Origin of the sequence: Mycobacterium pinniadriaticum (assembly GCF_026242045.1) — a bacterium.
Lineage (GTDB): Bacteria > Actinomycetota > Actinomycetes > Mycobacteriales > Mycobacteriaceae > Mycobacterium > Mycobacterium pinniadriaticum.
The window spans coordinates 1-20,014 of the sequence record NZ_JAPJDO010000030.1; the positions used below are offsets into that span (position 1 = coordinate 1).

General features: G+C 65.8%; 20 protein-coding genes. 5 read left to right on the plus strand and 15 right to left on the minus strand.

Annotated elements, in window-relative coordinates; translation table 11 throughout:
• Nucleotides 1-105: 105 nt before the first annotated feature.
• Entirely contained in the window at nucleotides 106-2,154 is a 2,049-nt protein-coding gene (locus ORI27_RS24825; protein WP_456085468.1) for a DUF3320 domain-containing protein, read from the plus strand.
• Entirely contained in the window at nucleotides 2,151-3,242 is a 1,092-nt protein-coding gene (locus tag ORI27_RS24830; RefSeq protein ID WP_265999795.1) for a DUF2510 domain-containing protein, read from the plus strand. Before ORI27_RS24825 ends, ORI27_RS24830 begins: the two co-directional genes overlap by 4 nt.
• 255 nt (nucleotides 3,243-3,497) lie before the next feature.
• Here ORI27_RS24830 and ORI27_RS24835 read toward each other — a convergent pair whose 3' ends face one another.
• On the minus strand, nucleotides 3,498-3,893 hold the full coding sequence (locus ORI27_RS24835; RefSeq protein ID WP_265999794.1) for a type II toxin-antitoxin system VapC family toxin: 396 nt from the start codon (nucleotides 3,891-3,893) through the stop codon (nucleotides 3,498-3,500).
• On the minus strand, nucleotides 3,894-4,142 hold the full coding sequence (locus ORI27_RS24840) for a type II toxin-antitoxin system Phd/YefM family antitoxin (protein WP_265999793.1): 249 nt from the start codon (nucleotides 4,140-4,142) through the stop codon (nucleotides 3,894-3,896).
• A 181-nt stretch (nucleotides 4,143-4,323) separates the two neighbouring features.
• Between ORI27_RS24840 and ORI27_RS24845 the strand changes: the two genes are divergently transcribed.
• Both ORI27_RS24845 and ORI27_RS24850 read left to right on the plus strand, forming a co-directional pair.
• The gene (locus tag ORI27_RS24845) at nucleotides 4,324-4,749 is read left to right on the plus strand and encodes a cupin domain-containing protein (RefSeq protein ID WP_265999792.1); all 426 of its coding nucleotides are present in this window, start codon (nucleotides 4,324-4,326) and stop codon (nucleotides 4,747-4,749) included.
• A gap of 46 nt (nucleotides 4,750-4,795) precedes the next feature.
• Entirely contained in the window at nucleotides 4,796-5,377 is a 582-nt protein-coding gene (locus ORI27_RS24850; RefSeq protein WP_265999791.1) for a hypothetical protein, read from the plus strand.
• Here ORI27_RS24850 and ORI27_RS24855 read toward each other — a convergent pair.
• Nucleotides 5,374-5,856, minus strand: a complete 483-nt coding sequence (locus ORI27_RS24855; protein ID WP_265999789.1) for a hypothetical protein — start codon at nucleotides 5,854-5,856, stop codon at nucleotides 5,374-5,376. The two genes, ORI27_RS24850 and ORI27_RS24855, sit on opposite strands and share 4 nt — an antisense overlap.
• A 115-nt stretch (nucleotides 5,857-5,971) precedes the next feature.
• On the opposite strand from ORI27_RS24855, the gene ORI27_RS24860 reads away from it, so the two are divergent.
• Nucleotides 5,972-6,766, plus strand: coding sequence for a glycoside hydrolase family 16 protein (locus ORI27_RS24860; protein WP_265999788.1), 795 nt, complete (start codon nucleotides 5,972-5,974; stop codon nucleotides 6,764-6,766).
• Nucleotides 6,767-6,789: 23 nt separating this feature from the next.
• Here the strand turns inward: ORI27_RS24860 and ORI27_RS24865 are convergent, their stop codons facing one another.
• From ORI27_RS24865 to ORI27_RS24920, 12 genes are all read right to left on the minus strand, one after another.
• Complete coding sequence (locus ORI27_RS24865) at nucleotides 6,790-8,385, minus strand: hypothetical protein (protein ID WP_265999787.1); 1,596 nt, start codon at nucleotides 8,383-8,385, stop codon at nucleotides 6,790-6,792.
• A gap of 143 nt (nucleotides 8,386-8,528) precedes the next feature.
• Nucleotides 8,529-9,353, minus strand: coding sequence for a DUF559 domain-containing protein (locus ORI27_RS24870; RefSeq protein WP_265999803.1), 825 nt, complete (start codon nucleotides 9,351-9,353; stop codon nucleotides 8,529-8,531).
• A 156-nt stretch (nucleotides 9,354-9,509) separates the two neighbouring features.
• Nucleotides 9,510-10,703 carry a TetR/AcrR family transcriptional regulator gene (locus ORI27_RS24875; RefSeq protein ID WP_265999802.1) on the minus strand — a complete coding sequence of 398 codons (1,194 nt, stop codon included), beginning with the start codon at nucleotides 10,701-10,703 and terminating at the stop codon, nucleotides 9,510-9,512.
• 123 nt (nucleotides 10,704-10,826) lie between these two features.
• Nucleotides 10,827-11,603, minus strand: a complete 777-nt coding sequence (locus ORI27_RS24880) for a mannan-binding lectin (RefSeq protein WP_265999786.1) — start codon at nucleotides 11,601-11,603, stop codon at nucleotides 10,827-10,829.
• Nucleotides 11,604-11,608: 5 nt separating this feature from the next.
• The gene (locus ORI27_RS24885) at nucleotides 11,609-12,202 is read right to left on the minus strand and encodes a tetratricopeptide repeat protein (protein ID WP_407666423.1); all 594 of its coding nucleotides are present in this window, start codon (nucleotides 12,200-12,202) and stop codon (nucleotides 11,609-11,611) included.
• Nucleotides 12,199-13,449, minus strand: coding sequence for an MlaD family protein (locus tag ORI27_RS24890; RefSeq protein ID WP_265999785.1), 1,251 nt, complete (start codon nucleotides 13,447-13,449; stop codon nucleotides 12,199-12,201). Before ORI27_RS24890 ends, ORI27_RS24885 begins: the two co-directional genes overlap by 4 nt.
• A complete protein-coding gene (locus ORI27_RS24895) occupies nucleotides 13,446-14,639 on the minus strand; it encodes an MlaD family protein (protein ID WP_265999784.1) in 1,194 nt (397 codons plus the stop codon). The genes ORI27_RS24890 and ORI27_RS24895 overlap by 4 nt, the downstream gene beginning before the upstream one ends.
• The gene (locus tag ORI27_RS24900) at nucleotides 14,636-15,751 is read right to left on the minus strand and encodes an MCE family protein (RefSeq protein ID WP_265999783.1); all 1,116 of its coding nucleotides are present in this window, start codon (nucleotides 15,749-15,751) and stop codon (nucleotides 14,636-14,638) included. The genes ORI27_RS24895 and ORI27_RS24900 overlap by 4 nt, the downstream gene beginning before the upstream one ends.
• Nucleotides 15,748-16,767: an MCE family protein gene (locus ORI27_RS24905; protein WP_265999782.1), complete on the minus strand. Its 1,020-nt coding sequence runs from the start codon at nucleotides 16,765-16,767 to the stop codon at nucleotides 15,748-15,750. Before ORI27_RS24905 ends, ORI27_RS24900 begins: the two co-directional genes overlap by 4 nt.
• Nucleotides 16,760-17,815 carry an MlaD family protein gene (locus ORI27_RS24910; RefSeq protein ID WP_265999781.1) on the minus strand — a complete coding sequence of 352 codons (1,056 nt, stop codon included), beginning with the start codon at nucleotides 17,813-17,815 and terminating at the stop codon, nucleotides 16,760-16,762. The genes ORI27_RS24905 and ORI27_RS24910 overlap by 8 nt, the downstream gene beginning before the upstream one ends.
• Complete coding sequence (locus ORI27_RS24915) at nucleotides 17,815-19,191, minus strand: MlaD family protein (protein ID WP_265999780.1); 1,377 nt, start codon at nucleotides 19,189-19,191, stop codon at nucleotides 17,815-17,817. Before ORI27_RS24915 ends, ORI27_RS24910 begins: the two co-directional genes overlap by 1 nt.
• On the minus strand, nucleotides 19,192-19,989 hold the full coding sequence (locus ORI27_RS24920) for an ABC transporter permease (RefSeq protein ID WP_265999800.1): 798 nt from the start codon (nucleotides 19,987-19,989) through the stop codon (nucleotides 19,192-19,194). It lies immediately after the preceding gene.
• Between the last annotated feature and the right edge of the window lie 25 nt (nucleotides 19,990-20,014).

A 20,014-nucleotide genomic window follows, 5' to 3' on the forward strand; every position in this document is an offset into this window, starting at 1 on the left:
TCATGCTGGACATCGAATGCGTCGAGCGAGCAGGGCGGTAGGTCAACGGCACCTCGGGTGCATCGGCAATCCATCCAAGATCACCGACCTAACGATGGTGCACCAGTGAGCGTGCGCGGCCTGATGGACAACTTCGGCGAGCTGATCACTCAGATCCTGCCCTGCACGTTGATGAGCCCGGACTCGGTGGCGCGGTTCTTCCCGGCACAGCTGGACATCTTCGACATAGTGGTGTTCGACGAGGCATCGCAGATCCGAGTTGCGGACGCCATCGGTGCGATGGGACGCGCAAAATCTGTTGTAGTAGTCGGGGATAGCAAACAGATGCCACCGACTAGCTTCGCTGAGACCAGCGTAGCGCTGGACGATGATGCCGCTGAGGGTAACCCCGAAGTGGTCGCGGACGAGGAGTCGATTCTCAGCGAATGCGTGCAGTCGCTGGTGCCACAGCAGTGGCTCTCCTGGCACTACCGCAGCCAGGACGAGGCATTGATCGCGTTCAGCAACATCCACTACTACAACGGCCGGCTGGCCTCGTTCCCGGCCCCGCTGACACCGGCGTCAGGGCACGGCATTTCCCTGGTCCGAGTCGACGGGCAGTTCGAGCGTTCCGGCAAGGGAAAAACACTGCGCACCAATCGGGTCGAGGCTGACCGCATCCTGAGTGACATCAGGCGTCGCTTCGACGAGTCACCCGATAAGGCCCCGTCGATCGGTGTCATCACCTTCAACGCGCAACAGCGTGACCTGATCGAGAACCTGCTCCGCGACACCGGTGACGAACGGCTACTCCAGGCGCTCGATCATCCGGACGGACTCTTTGTGAAGAACCTGGAGAACGTCCAGGGCGACGAACGCGACACCATCCTGTTCTCTGTGGCGTTCAGCAAGAACGACAAGGGATTTGTGCCGCTGAATTTCGGCCCGTTGTCTCGGCCCGGCGGTGAGCGTCGGCTCAACGTTGCGATCACCCGAGCGCGATGCGAGGTGGTCCTCTACGCGAGTTTCGACCCGGGAGATCTGCGGGCAGAGGAGACGACTCAGGTCGGCACCAAACACCTGCGTGCCTACCTGGAGATGGCCCAGCGGGGTGTCGAGATGATCACCCAGGGCGGTTTGCGCAATGCCGTGATCGACCGGCACCGCGATGATATTGCCGACGCGTTGCGCCGTGAGGATCTAGTCGTCCGATCGGATGTCGGACTGTCTGACTTCCGCGTCGATTTGGTGGTGTCCGATCCGGACGAACCCGACAAGCCATTGGTGGCGATCTTGCTCGACGGCACCGAATGGTACGGCCGCCGAACGGTGGCTGACCGTGACGGTCTGCCGGTCGACGTGCTGTCGAACCTGTTGCATTGGCCCGGCGTGGAGCGGATCTGGTTGCCAGAGTGGCTTAGTCAGCGCGAGGGCACGGTGGCCCGTATCCATGATGCGGTAGCGGCGGCCAAGCAACGGCAGCTGAATGCACCTGTACCTCCGGTTGAGCCTGTGGCGATCTCCCCGACACCCGAGCCGGTGACGTTCTCAGATTTCAAGTCAGCGCCTTCTGCCGTGCCGGCGACCGCGCCGGTGAGCCGGCGGCGCCACGCTGAACTTGCGGACTACACACCGTGGATGCCAGTGGCTATCGGTGAAGTCAGTGTGCTGGACGAAATCCACACCAGCTATAACCGGTCGCACGTGGTCAAGATCGTCGAGTCGATAATCGATGTCGAAGGGCCGGTGCACAAAGACCGGTTGGCGAGGTTAGTAGGTGGTGCGTTCGGGCTCTCGCGTGTCAGCGAAGATCGAAAGCGTGCCATCCAGCGTGTGGTACCGCAGGAGTTCACTCGCGCTGACGATGCCGACTTCTACTGGCCCAGAGGGATTCAACCCCAGGCTTGGCGAACCGTCCGGACCCCTGGAGTGGGGGAGAGTCGTTCCATCGACGAGGTGAGCCTTGTCGAGATTGGCAACGCGATGGTGATCGTGGCCGAGCAGTCAGGAGGTGCTACGAGGGATGACCTCAAACGCCAAGCGATGGCGTTGTTCGGAGTCAAGCGGATGGGCGCGGGTGTGACCGCACGCCTCGACGCGGCAGTGGAACGTGCTGTAGCCGTGGGGAAGCTGCGATTATTGCCGTCTGGCGTCTTGGCGACGGGGGCAGCATGAGTGTCGCATCGCAGCAGTATTTGCTATGGAATGAGCAGCGTGGCGACTGGTGTAACTACGACATCGTCGGTGAGAAGTCCTACGGTGCAACGATTCAGAGTTTGCTTCCGAAGGACTGGTCACGCGACGGATTCGAGTTCCGGCGAAGCTTCGAGCTAATTCCTGAGACCGACAACACGCACGATTCTTGGGCGATCTCAGTACGCGCCGATGGCCGTACCGTGGGCTATCTGTCACGGGAAGATTGTCGGGCGTGGGCGGACGCCATTCGTCGGGTAGTGGCCTCTGGTTACGTTCCCGTCGTGCCGGGCCGCGTGTACGCTTTCGATGCTCTCCGCTGGGAGGATTGGGATGGCAGACACGATCCGCCGAAAGAGTTCGCGGCGAAGGTGCAACTGAAGCTCGGCGATCCGCAGTCGTCGCTACCCCTCAATGACCCACCATCGTCGCCGTACACGATCATTCCCCGTTCGACGATCGTACAGGTCACCAAGGAGGACGAACACTCGGACGCGCTGCTGAAGTACGTGCCGGACTGCGGATACGGGATGCTGTTTGTGACACTCCACGAATTCGTCGCGGCCGGTTCCACCTCCACGAAGTCGGTGGTGGAGGTCCGAATCGATGATGAACGGATCGGCCAGTTGACGCCGCAGATGAGTCAACGCTTTCTACCGATGATTCGGCACCTCGAGTCGAGAGGTTTGGTGACGGCCTGCTGGGGCGATATCAAGGGGTCGGCGGTCGCAGCAGAAGTGCGCATCGACGGGATCAAGGCGAATGAAGCAGATGCCGCTGTGCTCGATGGACCTCCTGTGACCCTGCCAAAATTGATTGCGGCGGAAGTCGACCCGTCGCGTTACGTGCTTTCCGGTGAGGTCGATCGTGTGGTGCAGCAGCCTGCACAGCACGGATACGAGTCCTATGATGGAGCTCGGCACGCGCCAGGTGAGGGTGAAGCGGCGCAATCGCCGTTAGCGCCGCCGTTGCCGCCGGCATCGTGGTATGACGACCCGGGGAACCCCCAGATGTTCCGCTATTGGGACGGTACTCGATGGACTGAGCACGTTGCGCCGAAAGTCAGATAATCATCAGTTCCCGCTGGCCGAACGATCACGTGTCGTTGGTCCAGATCTCGGCCAGCAGTGTGGCGTTGGGCAGCAAAGACAGGGCTGAAGCGCCGGTAGCCCATGCGCTCAGGCCAGGGGTGTCGATGAGGTCGAGTCCCATGAATTACTCGGGCGACTGTCGGCTCGACGTAGCACAACACCACCTGCAGGCGTGCCGTTTTCATCGGTGTAGTTCCGCGTCGACGGATGTCGTTGCGGCGCAGCACTTTGGCATCACACCGCTACCACGCGGACCAGATTCCCAAGACCCGCGAAGTCGTCCGCGTTGCGGCTGTAGAGGTCCAGACCATGGGCGTAAGCTGTCGCGGCGATCAGCAGATCCGCGAATCGGCCGCGGGGTTTACGGCCTTCGCTGATGACGGCCGCGACCACCAGACCGTAGCTGCGAGCTGCTTTGCCGTCAAACGGAATTGGCTCGAGCAGCGATTCGACTTCCTGCAGCCGCGACTGGCGTTTGGCGGCCTCTACAGGCGTACTCGCCAGGAGTGGGCCGGCCGCCAGCTCGGCGGCGGTGATGGCGGAAATTGCCATCTCGTTCGGTAGCTTGTCGGCGACTGCCGGATCGTGCCAGTCGATCACCACCGATGTGTCCAGCAGCCCGGCCGCCATCTACACGCTCTGATCGATCGCGGAGTCGAGGTCTCGACGAAACTGGTCAGGGTCGATCCGGACACCCACGCCGGCGATGCGTGCCAAGTCGTCGCGGCTGATGAACGTCCTGCGGACGGACTGAATAGGGCGAAGTTCCGCGACCGGCTCCCCGTGGCGGGTGACGATGAACGTCTCACCCGCGGCCACCGCGTCCATGAGCTTCGCGTTCTCGTTGCGCAGTTCGCGTTGCGCGATTGTTCTGGCCATACGTGCCAGTGTAGCGAGATATGCTACGACGTGCTACAGCTCTTACATTGCGAAACCAAAAGCGGCGCCTTTCTCGTCCACCACCCGTCGCCGCGATTTGGCGCTCAGCCCCATCGTGTCGATGACTCGGCGAAACAGACTAGTTACGCTGGCCGCGGCAACCAACGCGAAAGGCCACCCCATGCGACTGTTCATCACCGGAGTCGACGCCGACGGCAAGTCCTGCATCGTCAGCGCCGACGAGGTTGAAATCAACTCGGTCGCACCCGGATTCGCCATAGGCCTGCCGTACTCCACGACCCAGAGCCCGCCACCCGCGCGCCCGCAGGGCAACGCCGACCTCATCGATCAGTTCCTCGAGCCCGGCCACGTCCGCTGGATGGTCGTCGAGCAAGGCCCGAACACCGAAACCCCGTTCCACCACACCGACACCCTCGACTTGGAGACCGTGATCAGCGGCAGCGTCGACCTCATCCTCGACGACGGTGCCCACCACCTGGAAGCGGGCGACATGGTCGTGATGACCGGCGTCGACCATGCCTGGAAAGCCGGCCCCGACGGCTACCGGATGACCGCCGTCCTCATCGGAACCCCGCCGCCCGTGTAGCAGCAATCCCTGGACACTCCACGTCCACAGAAGAAACAATCAACCCATGCGCAGGGGGCTCAGCGTCGTGGCGGCACTAGTAACGGCCACAATCGCGGCAACACCGACAGCACACGCGGACAACCCAACACCGTCACTGCCGACCTTCACCCCGCACCCCTCTGACTGGCAGCCGGACACCACCGTCTACCCCTACAACCTGTGGCAGATCCGGGTCACCCCCGAGCAAGTGGCCGCCATGCGCGACTCCTGCCAGTGGTTCAACGCCCAATACGACCAATTGATGAGCCAGGTCTTCGGCTTCCAACACTTCCTCGACGCACATCACGATGTGTGGCAAGCCCCCGGCGTCCAACAAGCCGCCGACACCATCGAAGCCAACCTCGACCAGTCCGCCGCGTTTCTCGACCCGAAAGCCCACACCCTCTACATCACCAATTACCCCGACCAGAGCGAGTATTCGCCGGTTTACAACGGGGATTCGATGTACCACCTCTGGTATCAGCTCACCCAGATCATCGACAACATGAAACAGCAGCTGCCGTCCGGCCAACTCAACGCCCACATCGCCACCGCCAACGTGTACGGCACCACGATCCGCGACTCAGGGGTGTGCGCAAACGCCTAAGCGGCAGTGAACCGGATCGCCGCCAGCTTGTTCACCTCGACCGCCTGACGGAACTCCGCCAGCGTCGGCATCCGGTCATCGCGGAACTTCAACCCCATCATCCGCTGCGCCCGCTTCACCCCGTACCCCGAAGCACACCGCAGGAACAGCTCGGCGACCGCCGCGGGGTCCTCGATCAGCTCACCCCGCATCGCCCGAGTAGACCCGTCGTAGAGCACCGAAGCGGAACCCCCGCCGCGGAAGTTCAGCTTCCACGCCGCACCTATCAGCGCGTACAGATCGCCGTCGAGCCAGTGTGCGGTGACCGGGATGGAGAACTGCCTCCCCGACTTTCGCCCGGTGAAGGTCAGCACCATGAACTGCTTGCCCAGCCCCCCGGCCAGGGGAGTCCCGAGCACCATCCGCATCAGCGGGTTGACCGCTCGCATGACCACCCCCGGCGGGGGCGCCGGCGTGACCGCCGCATTCTGTTCTGCCACGGACCAACCGTACGACCGCGACCGGCATAACACCAGGTCATCATCCATCCAGCCGACTACAAGGTTGCGGCCCAAGACACCCTCCGGCTTTCATGGGGTGATGGATCGTCGCCACATGCTCATGACGGCAGGGCTGGGCCTGCTGGCCGCCGCCACCAAACTCCCGCAGGCCACCGCCGCACCCCCATCACCAGCACCGCAAGCCCCCGCCCCGGAGAAATACCTGTTCCACGACGAGTTCGACGGCCCCGCCGGCTCGGCCCCCGACCCGTCGAAGTGGACCGTCGCCCTGGCCCGCGAGTCGATGGAGGACCCCACCTTCTGGGAGCTGCCCGAAAACGTCGGCCAGTACCGCGACGACCGCCGCAACGTCTACCTCGACGGCAACTCCAACCTGGTCTTCCACGCCGCCAAGGACGGCCCCACCTACTACAGCGGCAAGATCTTCGGAAAGTGGAACGGCGGCATCGGTCACACCTGGGAATCCCGGATGAAGCTCGACTGCCTGACCCCGGGCTGCTGGCCGGCCTGGTACCTGTCCAACGAGAGCCCCGTCAACGGCGGCGAGGTCGACGTCATGGAGTGGTACGGCAACGGCAAATGGGCCCCCGGCACCGCCGTGCACGCCAAGCTCAACGGCGGCGAGCACGTCAGCCAGACCATCTCCGTCGACAGCGCCTGGCACACCTGGCGCGTGGTCTGGGACGACGCCGGCATGCGGTTCTCCAAGGACGGTGCCGCGCCGTATTTCACCGTGCCGGCCGGTTCGCTGCCGGACTGGCAGTTCAATGATCCTGGCTACCAGATGTTTCCGGTGTTCGACCTCGCCGTCGCGGGTTCCGGCGGCGGTGACCCCAGCGGCGGGAAGTATCCGGCGAACATGCTCATCGACTACATCCGCGTCTGGTAACCAGCGCCGAACCTCGCGACCCGCTAGGGCGCAATCAGCTGCCCGGCGTCCGAAGCTGCCTGCAGCAGTTGGGGAATGGTCAGCTCGCCGTAACCCGTCTCCACGGGACCCATCGGCAACCCCAGCCACGGCACCACCGTGGGATCCGGGTCGACGTCGAGGTTGTACGCCTGCATGCCCGGCAGATGATGCTCGAAGAAGTTACCCAGCGTGTCGATCATGAAGATCAGATCGCCGATCGGGCCGTAGCCATACAGCGCCGACGCATTGAACAGCGGCGCAACCGCATTCGGGTCTCCGATCATCACGATCGCGCCGTAGTGCGGCTTGCTTCCGCCGGCGGGCACATAGCTCGGCATGAACGGCTGCAGACCCGGGAGATCGGTAGCGAAGTACGCCGCCGGGTCACCGTAGGTCTCGATGTTGACGAACCCGGAGTCGGCTCCGTTGCCCGCGACGATGGTGTTGAGACCGGGACTCTCGAAGCCGATGCCGTCCAAACCCATCTGCTGCGCAACGTATTCGGCCTCCCAGCCGCCCAGTGAGTGGCCGGTGACGAAGATGTCCGACGTGCTGTAACCCTGCAGGGCAGCGTCGGCCTGTACCCGTTGTGCGAAGGCCAGCGCGTCGTCGAACGCCTGCGGAGTGCTGTGGGTATAGAGGATCTGCAGGTCGGTGATGATCTGCGAGATGGCGATCAGCGGGTTGAACAACAGGTTCGTCCCGCCGGTGGTGCCCTGATAGGCGATGATGATCTGATTCTGCGGGGTCACCCACACCTGCGCTCGCTCGCCCGACAGGATGTTGGTGGACGTGACCGGTACCCCGTTGACGGTGAACGGCCGTAACCCGCCCGGGACACCGCCCAGCACGTATTCCGCCGCGGCGGCGTTCAGGAATTGGGCGACGGTCGGCGTCAGTCCGGTCGTCGGGCCGGTGTAGGTCATGGTGGGCGGAACCGGTTGCGTGGTCGGGGGCGCGTCCAGCCCCACCGCATGCTCGATCCTCCGGAACACCGCGAAAATCAGGTCGTCGAACGGCGCGAAGTCGAGCGGGCTTTGCGGGCCGCCGACCGCGGCGGTCATGTCGAGCGACTGCAGCACGGTGTTGACGATGTGGCCGGGCAGTGCGATCAGCTTGGCGATCGGGGACAGCGGTGCCGGGGGAGCCGGGGTCGTCGGCGAGGTGACCGTCGGTACCGCGAGCGCAGTGCTCGTCGTGGTCTTCCTCGCCGTGGTCGCCACGGCACGGGTGGACTTGGCCGACGCTTCCGTACCCGGTGTGGGGGCGATCGGAATGGTGACCACGGACGCACTCGCTGGCCTCGTCGAGTTGCGCTGCGACGGAGTCGAATCCGGTCGGATCGTCGAGCGGCGTGCCGTCGCCAGGCCGCTGCCACGATGAATGCTGCGGCCGTCGGCCGCCTTCCTGGGGCCGCTCGCCTGCGACTGGCTCGACGACGTCGACGACGACCCAGTGTGGCCGGTATCGGCCCAGGCCGCGGCTTGTCCGCCGAGGGTCCCGATGCCCAACCCGATGCCCACCGCGAGGGTGGCCAGGCCGCAACGCGACGCTGTCCGCTTCCGTTGGCTGGCGCGGCGCTGCGTTTGTACCGTCATCTATCCCCATATTCCGTTACGTGTCTCTACGTTCCTGACGACGATATGACAACGCGCGATGTCGGTCTCGGTTTTCGCTGCCGAACGTGCGGGTCGTCGTTGACGGATCGGCCTTCCGCCACCGATACCTTCCACGCTCGGCGTCAGAGTGGGCAGCCGGCAGCATGCAGTTTCGCCGTGACTCGCGCAATGATCACCTCAGGCCGCCTCAGCATGTCAGCGCTTACCCGAACCACTGCCCAGCCCATTGACTCCAGAATGGCGATGCGGTCGATATCCCAGGACCGCTGCCTGCCGTCGGCCCAGTGTTGTACGCCGTCGTATTCGACCGCGACCTTCCATCGGCGCCAGCCCATGTCGACGCGGATGACGACATCGCCGTAGTCATCGAAGAACTCGATCTGCGTCTCTGGCGCCGGCAGGCCTGCGCCGACCAAGAGCAAACGGACCCGCGTCTCGCGCGGCGATTCGGCACCACCGTCGGCCAGTCTCATTGCGGCCCTGAGCCGACGGACTCCTCGCACGCCGGGACTCGCGGCGGCGATGGCCAGGACGGAGTCGGGCTTGAGACGGGTGGCGTTCATCAACGCGTCGAGCATCCGGACGGCCTCGTCCTGCGGAAGGCTGCGTCCGATATCGAACGCGGTGCGCGCCGCGGTGGTGACGCGCATACCCCGCCGCGTGCACACCTGGTCTGCGGTGAGCGAGTACGACCGCGCCACGATGCCCGGCGGTGCATGGCGATCGGGCCGGATGATTTCCGCTGGCGCCGTGCCGTCCAACCACTTGGTGCCATGAACCGCAGCCGCCGATCGCCCGGCCAGAACGACGTCGGGGCCGGCGAACAACCACGCCGCCTGTGCCCGTCGTGATGCCGTCAACGGCACATCGTTGGCCAGGTAGACGTTGCGGTACACGGCCCGATAGCGGGTGCGCAGCTGGTAGTCGGTGACCAGTCCCTCCGCCATCGCCGTCGTCCCAACGAACGGCTCGTCGCGCACGCCCCTACTGTGCTCGACTCACCGCTCACACGAATACACCCATCCCCAGGTGCATCGAGAGTGGGGGTTGTCGTCGATGATGTCGACAGACGTCGACGACGAGCCCCACGCTCGGCGAAGCGCCTACCGCCCGACCACCGGCCGACCTAGCAGCGTGACCTCCATCAGCCGCCGGAGGGTCGCGACGGAATCACCGCCCGACGTGGGATCGAACAGCCGCCGGAAGTCCACCGTCAACGCGAATGCCGCACCCACCGCGTACCGGGCAGCGCCGACCTTCATCTCGGGCCGCGCCGTCGTCACCAACCGCGCCCAGGCATCCACCGTCGAATGCTCGATGGTCTCCACTACCCGCAGATCGGCCTCCGGCACGCTGTGCCGCTCGGTGTAGTACACGTATGCCAAATCGGGGAACTCCATGACCCGGCCCAGGTACTCGTCGATCAGGTCGTCCAGCGCCGCAACGGGTTCGGTGTTGCGCGACAACGCATCCGCGGTATCACTGGAATGCCGGTCGGCCGCCCGCCGATAGGCCAGCGCCAGGATGTCGGCTTTGCCCGGGAAGGACCGATACAGCCCGGATGCCTGAATGCCCACCGCCGAGGCGATGTCCTCCATGCTGGTGTTGCGGTACCCGTGCTCGTAGAACAAGCGCACCGCCTCGTAGAGCACATGCTCGTACATCCCGGCCTCCGCGCCGACGTGGATCGGCTCCGGCCACGGCGCGGGGCGCCGCCGCGTCGGCGGTAGCTCGGCGGCCAGCACATCGGCGGCCATGGTGCTCAAGCAGGAGCGGATATCACCTGCCGCAAGCAGATTGGTGTGATCGGTGATGCTGCCGATCACGCTGAGCGCGGCGGACGACAGCGTCCACCGCTGAGACGGCGACAGCTTCGGGCGCAGCCGCAGCAAGGGACGTTGCAGCCGATGGTTCACCGCTTTGAGCTGCTCGGCCAGGGCGACGCGATCCGGGCCGCGCAAATACCGCGCCTCCCACCGGTACAGCCCGCCGGCGGTCCGGTTGGCGATCGTGGTGTCGATCAATACATCGATCAACGCGCCCAACGTCATCGCCGGGTCATCGTCGCCCAGGTCATCGGCGAACGCCGTGGCGTCGACCAGTAACTGAACCAGGTCCAGCACGGCGTCGCGGAACAGGTCGTACTTGCTCGGCGAGTGCCGATACAGCGCGGCGGGCGTGATACCGACCCGGGTGGCGATGTCCTCCATGCTGACCGCGTGATAGCCCTGCGATCCGAATGCGTCGGCCGACGCACGCGCGATCTGCGCCTTGCGGTCCTTCGGCCGCCGGCGCACCCCGGAATCGCCATCGGGCGCGGGTTCCACGTCAGATGCTCCTCGGCTGTGTCATGCACGGACCCTGCCGCTGGCCGACCTGCGCTGGCGGGCCCGGCGCGGCACGCCGCTGGTTTAGCGCCATCACGTGCCACCGAACTGCGGGCGCAGCACCGACGCCAGCGCCGTCAGCGGGATGTGCGCCTGCACGGTGCCGCCGTCCATCGACCACTGCATGATGCCCGGCGTGTAGTTGATCGGCGCATCGTGCGCGACCGGGTAATCCGGCATGTAGAGGATCAGCTCGTCACCGGACAGCGCCCAGGCCTTGTACCCACCGGAGTACACCTTGTCGGGCCCCCACCGATCCGCGACGAACGGATACGTACCCGGCTGATGCGGGGGCGGCGCCTGATCCAGCGCGTCGACGATGAACGGCTGCCCCAGTGACGCGATGGCGCCGAAGTCCACCCCGGGCTTGAGCACATCGGCCAAACCGAGCCGGGTGCCGCTGGCCATATCCCAGGTGAACGTGCGAAAAGCGTTGTTGGGCTTGGGTCCATCGGCGTGATAGTCCTCGTGGAAAACGACGGTCAATACATCGCCGCGGCGCAGGATCTCGAAGTTCTCCGAACCGAAGCTGTCGGCCGCCATGTGCACGCCAACGCGGCGCCAATTGTTGACCAACTGGGTCAGGTAGTCCCGGATGGTCGGGCCGGTCACCGGGTTGTCGACCAGGTCCCCGGGGATGGCCACCTTGATATCGCGAACCGCCTTGCGTTCGGAGAGCACCGAGGTGTGGCAGTACTGGCCATCCCAGTCAGCACCCAGACCCGAGCAGAAGTCCGGTGCCGACGCGCTGGCCACCGGCGCGGCGGCCAGCGCCGCCACCGCCAACGGCCACAACAGACGAATACGCATGGACGTCAGGGAAGTTCGACTTTGCTCGCCCGCCAGGCGCCGTCGACCTTCTCCATGGTCATCCTGACCCGGCTGCGGTCGATCCGCGGATCCGGCGCGGCCTTGTTGGCCACCGTCTGGTCGACGAACATCAGCACCACCACCTTGTCGGGCGACGCCGACTTCACCGCGGAATCGATCACCACACCGTGCGCGGTGGCCTTGTTGTCCACCAGCAGCTGTCGCAGCTGTGCACTGGATTGGGAGTACATGTCCTTGAAGTCGCCGGTCGCGCCGTTGAGCACGTCGGCGAAATTCTGGTCCACGTTGTTGGAGTCGATGCTCGTCAGCACCTGCGCGTAGTGCACGGCGGCCTCTTGCGCATCGTGGGCGGCCGCATCGACCCGATGCTGCTGCCACGCCTGCCAGCCCAGGAAGCCTGAAACCCCCAGCAGGGCAACGATCAACGCCCACGGCAGGCCACGGCGGACCAGCCGGGGCCAGCGCCGCGCCGGATGTGCCTCAGCAACGTCGTCAACGGCCGCGGCCTCGGCCTCGCCCTCAGTCTCGATCTCGGGTTCGTTTGTATCGGTTGTCGCGGTCACCGCAATCTCCTTCAGCTCGGCGGTTCGATCGGCAGCACCGGGCCGCCGTACGGAGTGGGAATGGTGTAGCGGCCCTTGGGTGTCGGGTCGGTGGTCTGCCCCAGGTCGGCACCCGGTGGGGGACCGGCGGTGTCGTCGCCGGCCGGCCTGGGCGCGTTCTTGGCGCCCCGGATCAGCACCGCGGGATCGTCGTCGCGGCAATAGGTGTACAGGTAGGGCTCGGGATAGTCGGCCGACGACACCGGGCGCCGCGGCGTGCCGTAATCACAGGTGTAGCGCGGATAGATGTCGGCGGTCGCCCACAGGCCGTTGTCGTGCATGATGCTGCCCAGCGCGTCGAGCACCGACCCGCGGTAGTCCGGGAACAGCGCGTTGAGCGCCGGCACCCGGACGTACAGCAGCTGTGACGCGGTGGCCATGCTGGTCAGCAGCGCCACCATGGTGTCGGAGTTGTCGGTGAACAGAGCGTCGGTGGCGGACAGGGTCTGCGGCGTCTGGTCGACCAACCGCCGGTACCCGTCGAGCATCTTGTTCACCCCGGTGAACGTGCGGCTGAGGTTTCCGGCGGCCACCTCGATGCCGGCGTTCTTGTCGGCGGCCGTCGTCAGCACGATCCGGCTGGTCCGCAGGATGCTGGTGGTCTGCGGCAGCACCGAATCCAGCGTGGACAGCAGGAACGTGCCGCCGTCGATGATGTCGGCCAGTTTCTGCGGGCCCGCGGTGGTCAGGCTGAGCTCTTTCTTGATCAGCTCGAGCTTGGCCGGGTCGACCTGCTTGAGCATGCCGTCGGCGTTGGCCAGCAGCTGGGGCAGGCTGACCGGCACCGACGTGTTGCTCTGCGCGACGACGCTGCCGTCGTGCAGGTACGGGCCGGCATCGGAGTCCGGCACGAATTCGATGTACTGCTCACCGGCCGCGGACAGCCCCGAAACCTTCACCGGACTCGCCGCCGGGATCCGCACATCCGAGCGCACGGTGGCGACCGCGTCCACGCCGTCGGGGGTCAGCGCCAGCGACTGCACCCGTCCGATCGGCACCCCGCGCAACGTGACGTCTTGATTGGGCAGCAGCCCGCCGGATTCCGGCAGCTGGATGGTCACCCGGTAGGCCGTCGCGAACGGCGTGACCCGCAGTGCGCCGACCAGTACGTAGGCCGCCGCGACCACCAGCGTCAGCACCAAACCCGCTGTCGACAACCACAATCGGTGTCGATGCCCGAACCTGACCGTCCGCACCAGCGTGTCGGCCGCCTTATCGATCATGGCGGTCCCTCCGGGGCCGGCTCGGGTGGGGGCGGTGCGACGATCAGCTGCCCGGGGTCGGTGGGGCTGGGCAGCACCGGGACCTGCGGCACATCCGGTCCCTGCCCGACGACGCGCTGCTGCAACCGCCATAGCGTGTACTTGAACGTGCCGGCCATCTGGGCCCAGTCGTAGCGTTTCGGCCCGTGTAAGCCGACGTCGCCGCCGAACCCGATGTCCGGGATCGACCCGAGTACCAGTCGGTCGATGCTGGCACGCACCGAAATCGCATTGCTGGCAGTGGATTTGATGAACGGCGGCATCAGCCGGTTCAGGGCGTACAGGCTCGCATCCGGGGCCAGCACCAGATCGTTCCACGACCGGGAGATGGTGTTGGCATCCGCGATCACGCTGCGCCCGCTGGTGTCGGTACCGGCGATCGACGGGAACTTCTCCAGCCGATTGCTGGTGTCACCGGCCTGCCGCACGAGGTCGGCGACGGTGTCGGCATTGGCCGCCAGGGCGTCGGTGGCCGGCCCCGCGGCGGCCATCACATCGGAAAGCGCCTGATTCTTGGCGTCGAGGTTGGTCGCCAATTGTGATGTCTGCGTGAGCGCCTCGGAGATCTGATCCGAGCGCGACACCAGCTTGGACAGCGTGCCGTTGGTTTTGGCGATCAGGTCACCGAACGCCTGGCCCTGGTCGCCGGTGGCCTTGCCCATGCCGTTGATGATGTTGGTGAAATTGCGCACCGCACCGCCGTTGACCATGACCGCGGCCGAACTGAGCACCGCCTCCACCGTGGCCGCCGCCGTCGTCGAATCCAGGCCGATGGTGTCGCCGTCCTTCAACAGCGGGGTGGCCGGGTCGGCCCCCGGCGGGGGCTTCACGGCGATGAACACGTCGCCGAGCGGGGTGGCCGAGCGCAGTTCGGCCGTACTGCCCTGCGGCAGCCCGACGCCGTCCATGATCCGGATCGTGGTGACCGCGGTGTAATTGCGGGCCACCATCGTCTCGAGTTCGCCGACATCGGCACCGGCGAGCTTCACCTTGGCGTGCGCGGGCAGGTTCAGTGTATTGGCGAACACCGCCGTGAGCCGGTACCCACCGCTGCCGACGCCCGGCGCCGGCAGCGGCAGGCTGGACAATCCGTTGGACGAGCACGCCGTGGCGCCGACCGCGACGACGAGAATCGCGATGGCGCGCTTCATTTCTGCCCCATCGCGGCCATACCGTCGAGCACATAGGTCAAGCCGAAGTCCGGGCCGAAGTCCTGCAGTGTGCCGGTGCTGCAACCCAGCTGGCGCAGGCCCATCATGTTGCAGATCTCCTTGGTGGCCTGATTGTCGAACAACACCCGATCGGTCAGCACCCGGGCTCTTGCCGAACCGTTGTGCTGGTCGATGACGTTGTACAGGTTGTCCAACGTCAGCGGGGCGATGTCGATGAACTCTTCGACATCGCGTCGGCGTTCGACGATGGTGTTCGCGGTGGTGTTGGCATTGTTCACGACGGCTTTGATGTTGTCGCGGTTCTTCTCCAGGAAATCGCCGACCTGCGTGAGCAGGGTGTTCATCGTCTTGCCGGTGGTGCCGCTGCCGAAGTCCTCGTCGTTGACGATCTGGCTCAGCTGGCGCACCGTGGCGCCGAAGTCGCGCAGCGTCGCGTCGTTGTCGGCCGCGGCCTGCAGCAGAGAGCTGAGGTTGCGCACGATCGTGGTCAGCTGATCGCGGGTCTGCGCGCCGCCGTCGGCGGACAGCCGCAACGCATTCGACAACTGGCCGAGCGCGTCCTTGATCTTCTGGCCATTGCCGTCGGCGATCGCCGCACCGGAGTTGACGACGTCGGCCACCGGCCCGTTGCCGTTGCCGTCGCCCCTGAGCGAGGTGGAGACCTTGTCCAGCACGTCGAGCACACGGGCGAACTCGACGGGAGTCTTGGTCCTGGGCAGCCCGATGGTGTCGTGGTCTTTGAGGGTCGGGCCGCCACGATAGGGCGGGGTGAGCTCGATCTGCCGGTCGGTGAGGATCGACGTCGAGATCGTCACCGCCTGGGCATCGGCCGGAATCTGGACCTTCCGGTCGACGGTGAACTGCACCTCGACGTAACCGCTCTTCGGGGTGATCGCGGTGACGTTGCCCACCGGCATGCCCAGCACGGCCACCGTGTTGTTGACGTAGAGCCCTGCGGCACTGTCGAATTGGGCGGTCAGGGTGATGTGGTCGGTGCTCGACTTGACATACACCCACGCCACCGTGACCGCCGAGGCGATCACCACCGCGACCACCGTCAGAAGAGCCAACAGTCTGGCCCGCGCGCTCATTTGCAGTCCTTGAAGTACTGGATCATGCCGAACTGTTTGGCCCGCCCGCTGATCGCGCACATCCAGGAGTCGACGGCCAGCCCGTTGGGTGTGTTGAAGTCGAAGGCGTTGCCGGTGCCGCTGGCGTTGGCGAAACCGCGCAATGCCACCGGGCCGGCCTGCAGGGTGCTGCGCAGCAGATCGTCATGCTGGGCCAGCAGATCCGAGAGCTGGCGCAGGTTCTTGATGGTCTGGTCCAGCTCGCCACGGTTGGCCACCACGGTGGTGCTCATGGTGTTCACCAGATTGGTCAGCGCCGCGAGCATCGCGTGGAACGTGGCGCTGCGGTCGACGAACCGGCCGATCAGCTCCTGGCCCTGATTGATCATGGCGGCGATGTTGGCGTGCTGGCGTTCCAGTGTGGTGCTCACCATCTCGGTGCTTTTCAGCAGGGCGCCGAGTTGGTCGCGACGGTCGGCGATCACCGTCGACAGGGTCGCGATGTTGTGCATGGCCTGCGGCACCAGGGCGGGCAGGCCCTGCATCTGGGTGCCCAGCACGCCCAGCGACTTGGCGAACGCATCGGTGTCGACCTGTTCGTAGGTGGTCGTCACGTCGGCCAGGGCGGCCTGCAGATCGTAGGGCACCTCGGTGTGGGCCAGATCGAAGGTGTTGTCCGGCAACGTCCCACCGTCCTCGGGTTCCAGCGCCAGATAGCGGGAGCCCAGGATGGTGGCGACCTTGATGACCGCCCGGGAATCCTTGCCGAGCGCGACATCGTTGCGGACCTCGAGGCCGGCTTCGACATGGTCACCGGCCAGCTTCATGCTGGTGACCTTGCCGACCTGGATACCGCCGACGGTGATCGGGTTGCCCACCTGCAGGGCGGCGGCCTGGAGGAACTTCGCGGTGTAGTGCCGATGACCGACGTTGAGCGCGTTGGCGATCAGCATCGCGCCGACGACGACGGTGACCACCGCGACGGCGATCAGGCCGAGCCAGGTCTTGTTGTAGCTTTCCAGCCGCCGCCTAGCCATTGGCCATGTTCCTGCATCGCGGGCTGTGCTGCGCGTTGTTGCCCGGCGTCGCGGCGTCGACGATGATCGGCACCACATCGTTGAGGCCGGGGAAGAAGCCGGTGGCGTTCAGATCGCACGTGTAGGCGTTGCCGAACGCGCCCTCGTTGGTGATCCGGGCCAGTCCCTTCAGCATGAGCGGCAGGTTGTCGCCGGTGAACGCCAGTTGCGGCTCGATGTCGACCAGGTGCCCGGTGAAACCGGGCTCGCGGGTGATCATGTCGTTCAGCTGCGGGGACACCGCGTCGGAGATGGTGGACAGCTGGCGCAGCACCCGCGCCACCGAACCTGTCGAGGCCACCAGCTCGGGGCGGCGCGCGTTGAAGTCCGACACCACCTTGCTGGTCTGGGAGATCACCTGATCGAGGTTGTCGTTCTGCGTCGCCAGGTTGCCCATTACCGTGTTCAGTTGGGTGATGACATCGCCGAGCGTCTGGTCTCGCCCGGCGAATGTGTCGGTGAGGGTGGAGGTTTGGCTGACCAGCTGGGCGACCGAGGCGTTATCCCCCTGTAGCGACTGGATGACGCCCTTGGTCAGGTTGTCGGCGTCGCGGGGGTTGAGGACGGAGAACAGCGGTTCGTAGCCGTTGAGCAGTGTGCCGACGTCGAAGGACGGGTCGGTGCGCTCGACCGGGATGGTGGCGTGCGCCGCCAGCGGGGCCGGGTCGCCGATCGCGCCCAGGGACAGCCCGAGGTAGCGCTGGCCGACGATGTTCTGGTAGGTCACCGAGGCGACGGTGTTGCCGAACAGGTGCTGGTCGTTCTGCACGACGAACGACACCCTGGCCAATGTGCCCTGTAGTTCGATCTTTTCGACCCGGCCGACCCGCACGCCGGCCATCCGGACGTCATCACCTTCCCGCAGGCCGTACACATCGGTGAACATCGCGGCGTACGGGGTGGTGGGGCCGGCCACGTCCCGGCGCAGCGTGACGTACACCAGCCAGGTCAGCGTCATCGCGACGACCATGAACAGCGACAGGCCGATCAGCGGTCCGCGGAACTTCATCAGGGCCCTCCCGGTGCTTCGGCGGGCAGCGGTGGCGGGAGTGCCGGAGCCGGTGGGGGTGGTGGCGCGTTGCCGGGGTCGGCGGTGCCCGGCACCGGAGGAAATGGTGGTGCCCACCACGGCGTCGGCGGATTAGGGTCCGCCAGGCTGGGGTTCGGGTTGATCAGCGGAGGGCCGACCGCCACCAGGTTGCCGTCCGGGCCGACGACGGTGCCCGGTGTCGGAGCGAGATCCTTGGGCGGCTGATAGTTCTGCGGCAGCAGCATTTCGGGAAGATCGGGGCGCACCACGATCTTCGGTGCGGTGTAGCAACTCGGGCCCAGCAATTCGCCGTAGCGGGGGCAGTCGGCGCGGGTGTAGTCGTAGCTCGGCGTCAACGACAGATTGACCCGCATGTTGCCGGTGTCCAGCTCGGGGATCCACACCTCGTCGAAGAACTTGCGGGACAGCTCGTTCATCTTGGTGAACGCCGGGACGAACTTGCCCGCGTTCATCGCGAGGCTGCCCAGCACCGGGGTGAGGTGGTTGGTGATACCGGTGAGCTGATCGATGTGATTGTCGACGGCGGTGCGGGTGGTGCCCAGGGTGTGCGCGCCACCGAGGACCAAATCGGTTAACGCCGAGCGTTTTTCGGCCAGCACCTGCATGGGTTGCACCGCCTGGTGCAGGGCGTCGACCAGGTCGGGTGCGGTGGCGGCCAGCCCGTGGGTGGCGTCGATCAGCGCGGACACCGTCGAGGGCCCGTCGTCGGTGCTGACGATCGCGTTGAGCTGGTCGAGGACCCGGTTGAGTTGAGCGCCGCCGGTGAGCAGCTTGCCGCGCCGGTTCTCGGTGGCGGCGTTGACGGCGGCCAGGATTCCCACGCTGCGGTCTTCACGTCCGCGTCCGGTGGCGGCCAGGATGTCGCGCAGCTTGCTGATGGTGGTCTGGAACAGCACCGTCGGCAGCGCGGTGTCCTCCGGTATGTGCTCGCCGGCGCGGATCGCCGGCCCGGCCCCGTCGGCGATCAGCTGCACCGAGGACACCGCGAACACGTTGGAGGGCACCACCCGTGCGGTCACCGAAGCCGGGATGTCGCCGGCGTATTCGGGTTTGAGGTCGATGTGGACGTAGTTGGGGTGACCGTTGGCGGCGGGGATCACGCTGTCGACCAGTCCGACCAGCACGCCGTGGTACTTGACGTCCGACTTCTGCGGCAAGCCGTCCCCGACGTTGAGCAGGTCGGCGACCACCCGGACGTAGTCGCTGAGCCGCCCGGTCGATTTGGCCAGCAGAGTCGCGGTGACCAGGGCCGCCACCAGCAGCACCGCCAGACCGCAGCCGGCCAGCTGATGGTCCGTGGGGCCGCGCCCGTCCAGATCGAAGGAATTCGCCATCTAGCCGCCGAATCTCGCTCCGGCGTCGACGCTCCACAGCGCCATGGTCAGCAGCATGTTCACCACGATCGTCACCGTGATGGCCGCGCGCATCGCGTGCCCGGCGGCGATGCCGACACCCTCGGGACCGCCGCTGGCGTAGAAGCCGTAGTAGCACTGGATCGTCGAGGCGATCCAGACGAACACGACCGCCTTCAGCAGCGAGTAGAGCACGTCGGTGCCGGATAGCATCAGGGTGAAGTAATGCAGATACGCCCCGGTGGACCCGCCGCTGATGATCTCGACCACCAGCTGGGTGGTCAGGTAGCTCACCGCCAAACACAGGACGTAGAGCGGGATCACGGCCACCACCGATGCCATCAGCCGGGTGGTGACCAGGTAGGGGATGGGCCGGATCGCCAGCGAGTCCAGCGCATCGATCTCCTCGGCGATCCGCATGGATCCGAGTTGGGCGGTGAACCGGCAGCCGCCCTGGGTGGCGAACGCCAGCGAGGCGGCGATGGGCGCCAGCTCGCGGGTGTTCACCAACGACGAGATGATGCCGGTGGCCGGTCCCAGCCCCAGCAGGTTCAAGAAGTTGTAGCCCTCGATGCCGACGAGCGCGCCGACCGTGACGCCGAGGACGAGCGCCACCCCGGCGGTGCCGCCACCGACCACCAGCGAGCCGTTGCCCCAGGCGATGTCGGACAGCAGGCGGGCGAATTCAGTCCGGTAGTGCCGCAACACGATCGGTACCCCAGCCACCGCCCGGATGAAGAACACCAGCATGTGGCCCAGCCGCACGACCGGGGACACCATCTTTCGGGATAGTTGGGCCCACGGG

What these genes read in the sequence shown, in the direction of transcription:
- ORI27_RS24830 (WP_265999795.1), top strand. Translation starts at nt 2,151, where the DNA reads ATGAGTGTCGCATCGCAGCAGTATTTGCTATGGAATGAGCAGCGTGGC.
- ORI27_RS24850 (WP_265999791.1), top strand. Translation starts at nt 4,796, where the DNA reads ATGCGCAGGGGGCTCAGCGTCGTGGCGGCACTAGTAACGGCCACAATC.
- ORI27_RS24910 (WP_265999781.1), bottom strand. Translation starts at nt 17,815, where the DNA reads ATGAAGTTCCGCGGACCGCTGATCGGCCTGTCGCTGTTCATGGTCGTC.
- ORI27_RS24920 (WP_265999800.1), bottom strand. Translation starts at nt 19,989, where the DNA reads ATGGTGTCCCCGGTCGTGCGGCTGGGCCACATGCTGGTGTTCTTCATC.
- ORI27_RS24905 (WP_265999782.1), bottom strand. Translation starts at nt 16,767, where the DNA reads ATGGCTAGGCGGCGGCTGGAAAGCTACAACAAGACCTGGCTCGGCCTG.
- ORI27_RS24900 (WP_265999783.1), bottom strand. Translation starts at nt 15,751, where the DNA reads ATGAGCGCGCGGGCCAGACTGTTGGCTCTTCTGACGGTGGTCGCGGTG.
- ORI27_RS24835 (WP_265999794.1), bottom strand. Translation starts at nt 3,893, where the DNA reads ATGGCGGCCGGGCTGCTGGACACATCGGTGGTGATCGACTGGCACGAT.
- ORI27_RS24870 (WP_265999803.1), bottom strand. Translation starts at nt 9,353, where the DNA reads ATGGCGGAGGGACTGGTCACCGACTACCAGCTGCGCACCCGCTATCGG.
- ORI27_RS24860 (WP_265999788.1), top strand. Translation starts at nt 5,972, where the DNA reads ATGCTCATGACGGCAGGGCTGGGCCTGCTGGCCGCCGCCACCAAACTC.
- ORI27_RS24840 (WP_265999793.1), bottom strand. Translation starts at nt 4,142, where the DNA reads ATGGCCAGAACAATCGCGCAACGCGAACTGCGCAACGAGAACGCGAAG.
- ORI27_RS24895 (WP_265999784.1), bottom strand. Translation starts at nt 14,639, where the DNA reads ATGAAGCGCGCCATCGCGATTCTCGTCGTCGCGGTCGGCGCCACGGCG.
- ORI27_RS24865 (WP_265999787.1), bottom strand. Translation starts at nt 8,385, where the DNA reads ATGACGGTACAAACGCAGCGCCGCGCCAGCCAACGGAAGCGGACAGCG.
- ORI27_RS24890 (WP_265999785.1), bottom strand. Translation starts at nt 13,449, where the DNA reads ATGATCGATAAGGCGGCCGACACGCTGGTGCGGACGGTCAGGTTCGGG.
- ORI27_RS24845 (WP_265999792.1), top strand. Translation starts at nt 4,324, where the DNA reads ATGCGACTGTTCATCACCGGAGTCGACGCCGACGGCAAGTCCTGCATC.
- ORI27_RS24880 (WP_265999786.1), bottom strand. Translation starts at nt 11,603, where the DNA reads ATGCGTATTCGTCTGTTGTGGCCGTTGGCGGTGGCGGCGCTGGCCGCC.
- ORI27_RS24915 (WP_265999780.1), bottom strand. Translation starts at nt 19,191, where the DNA reads ATGGCGAATTCCTTCGATCTGGACGGGCGCGGCCCCACGGACCATCAG.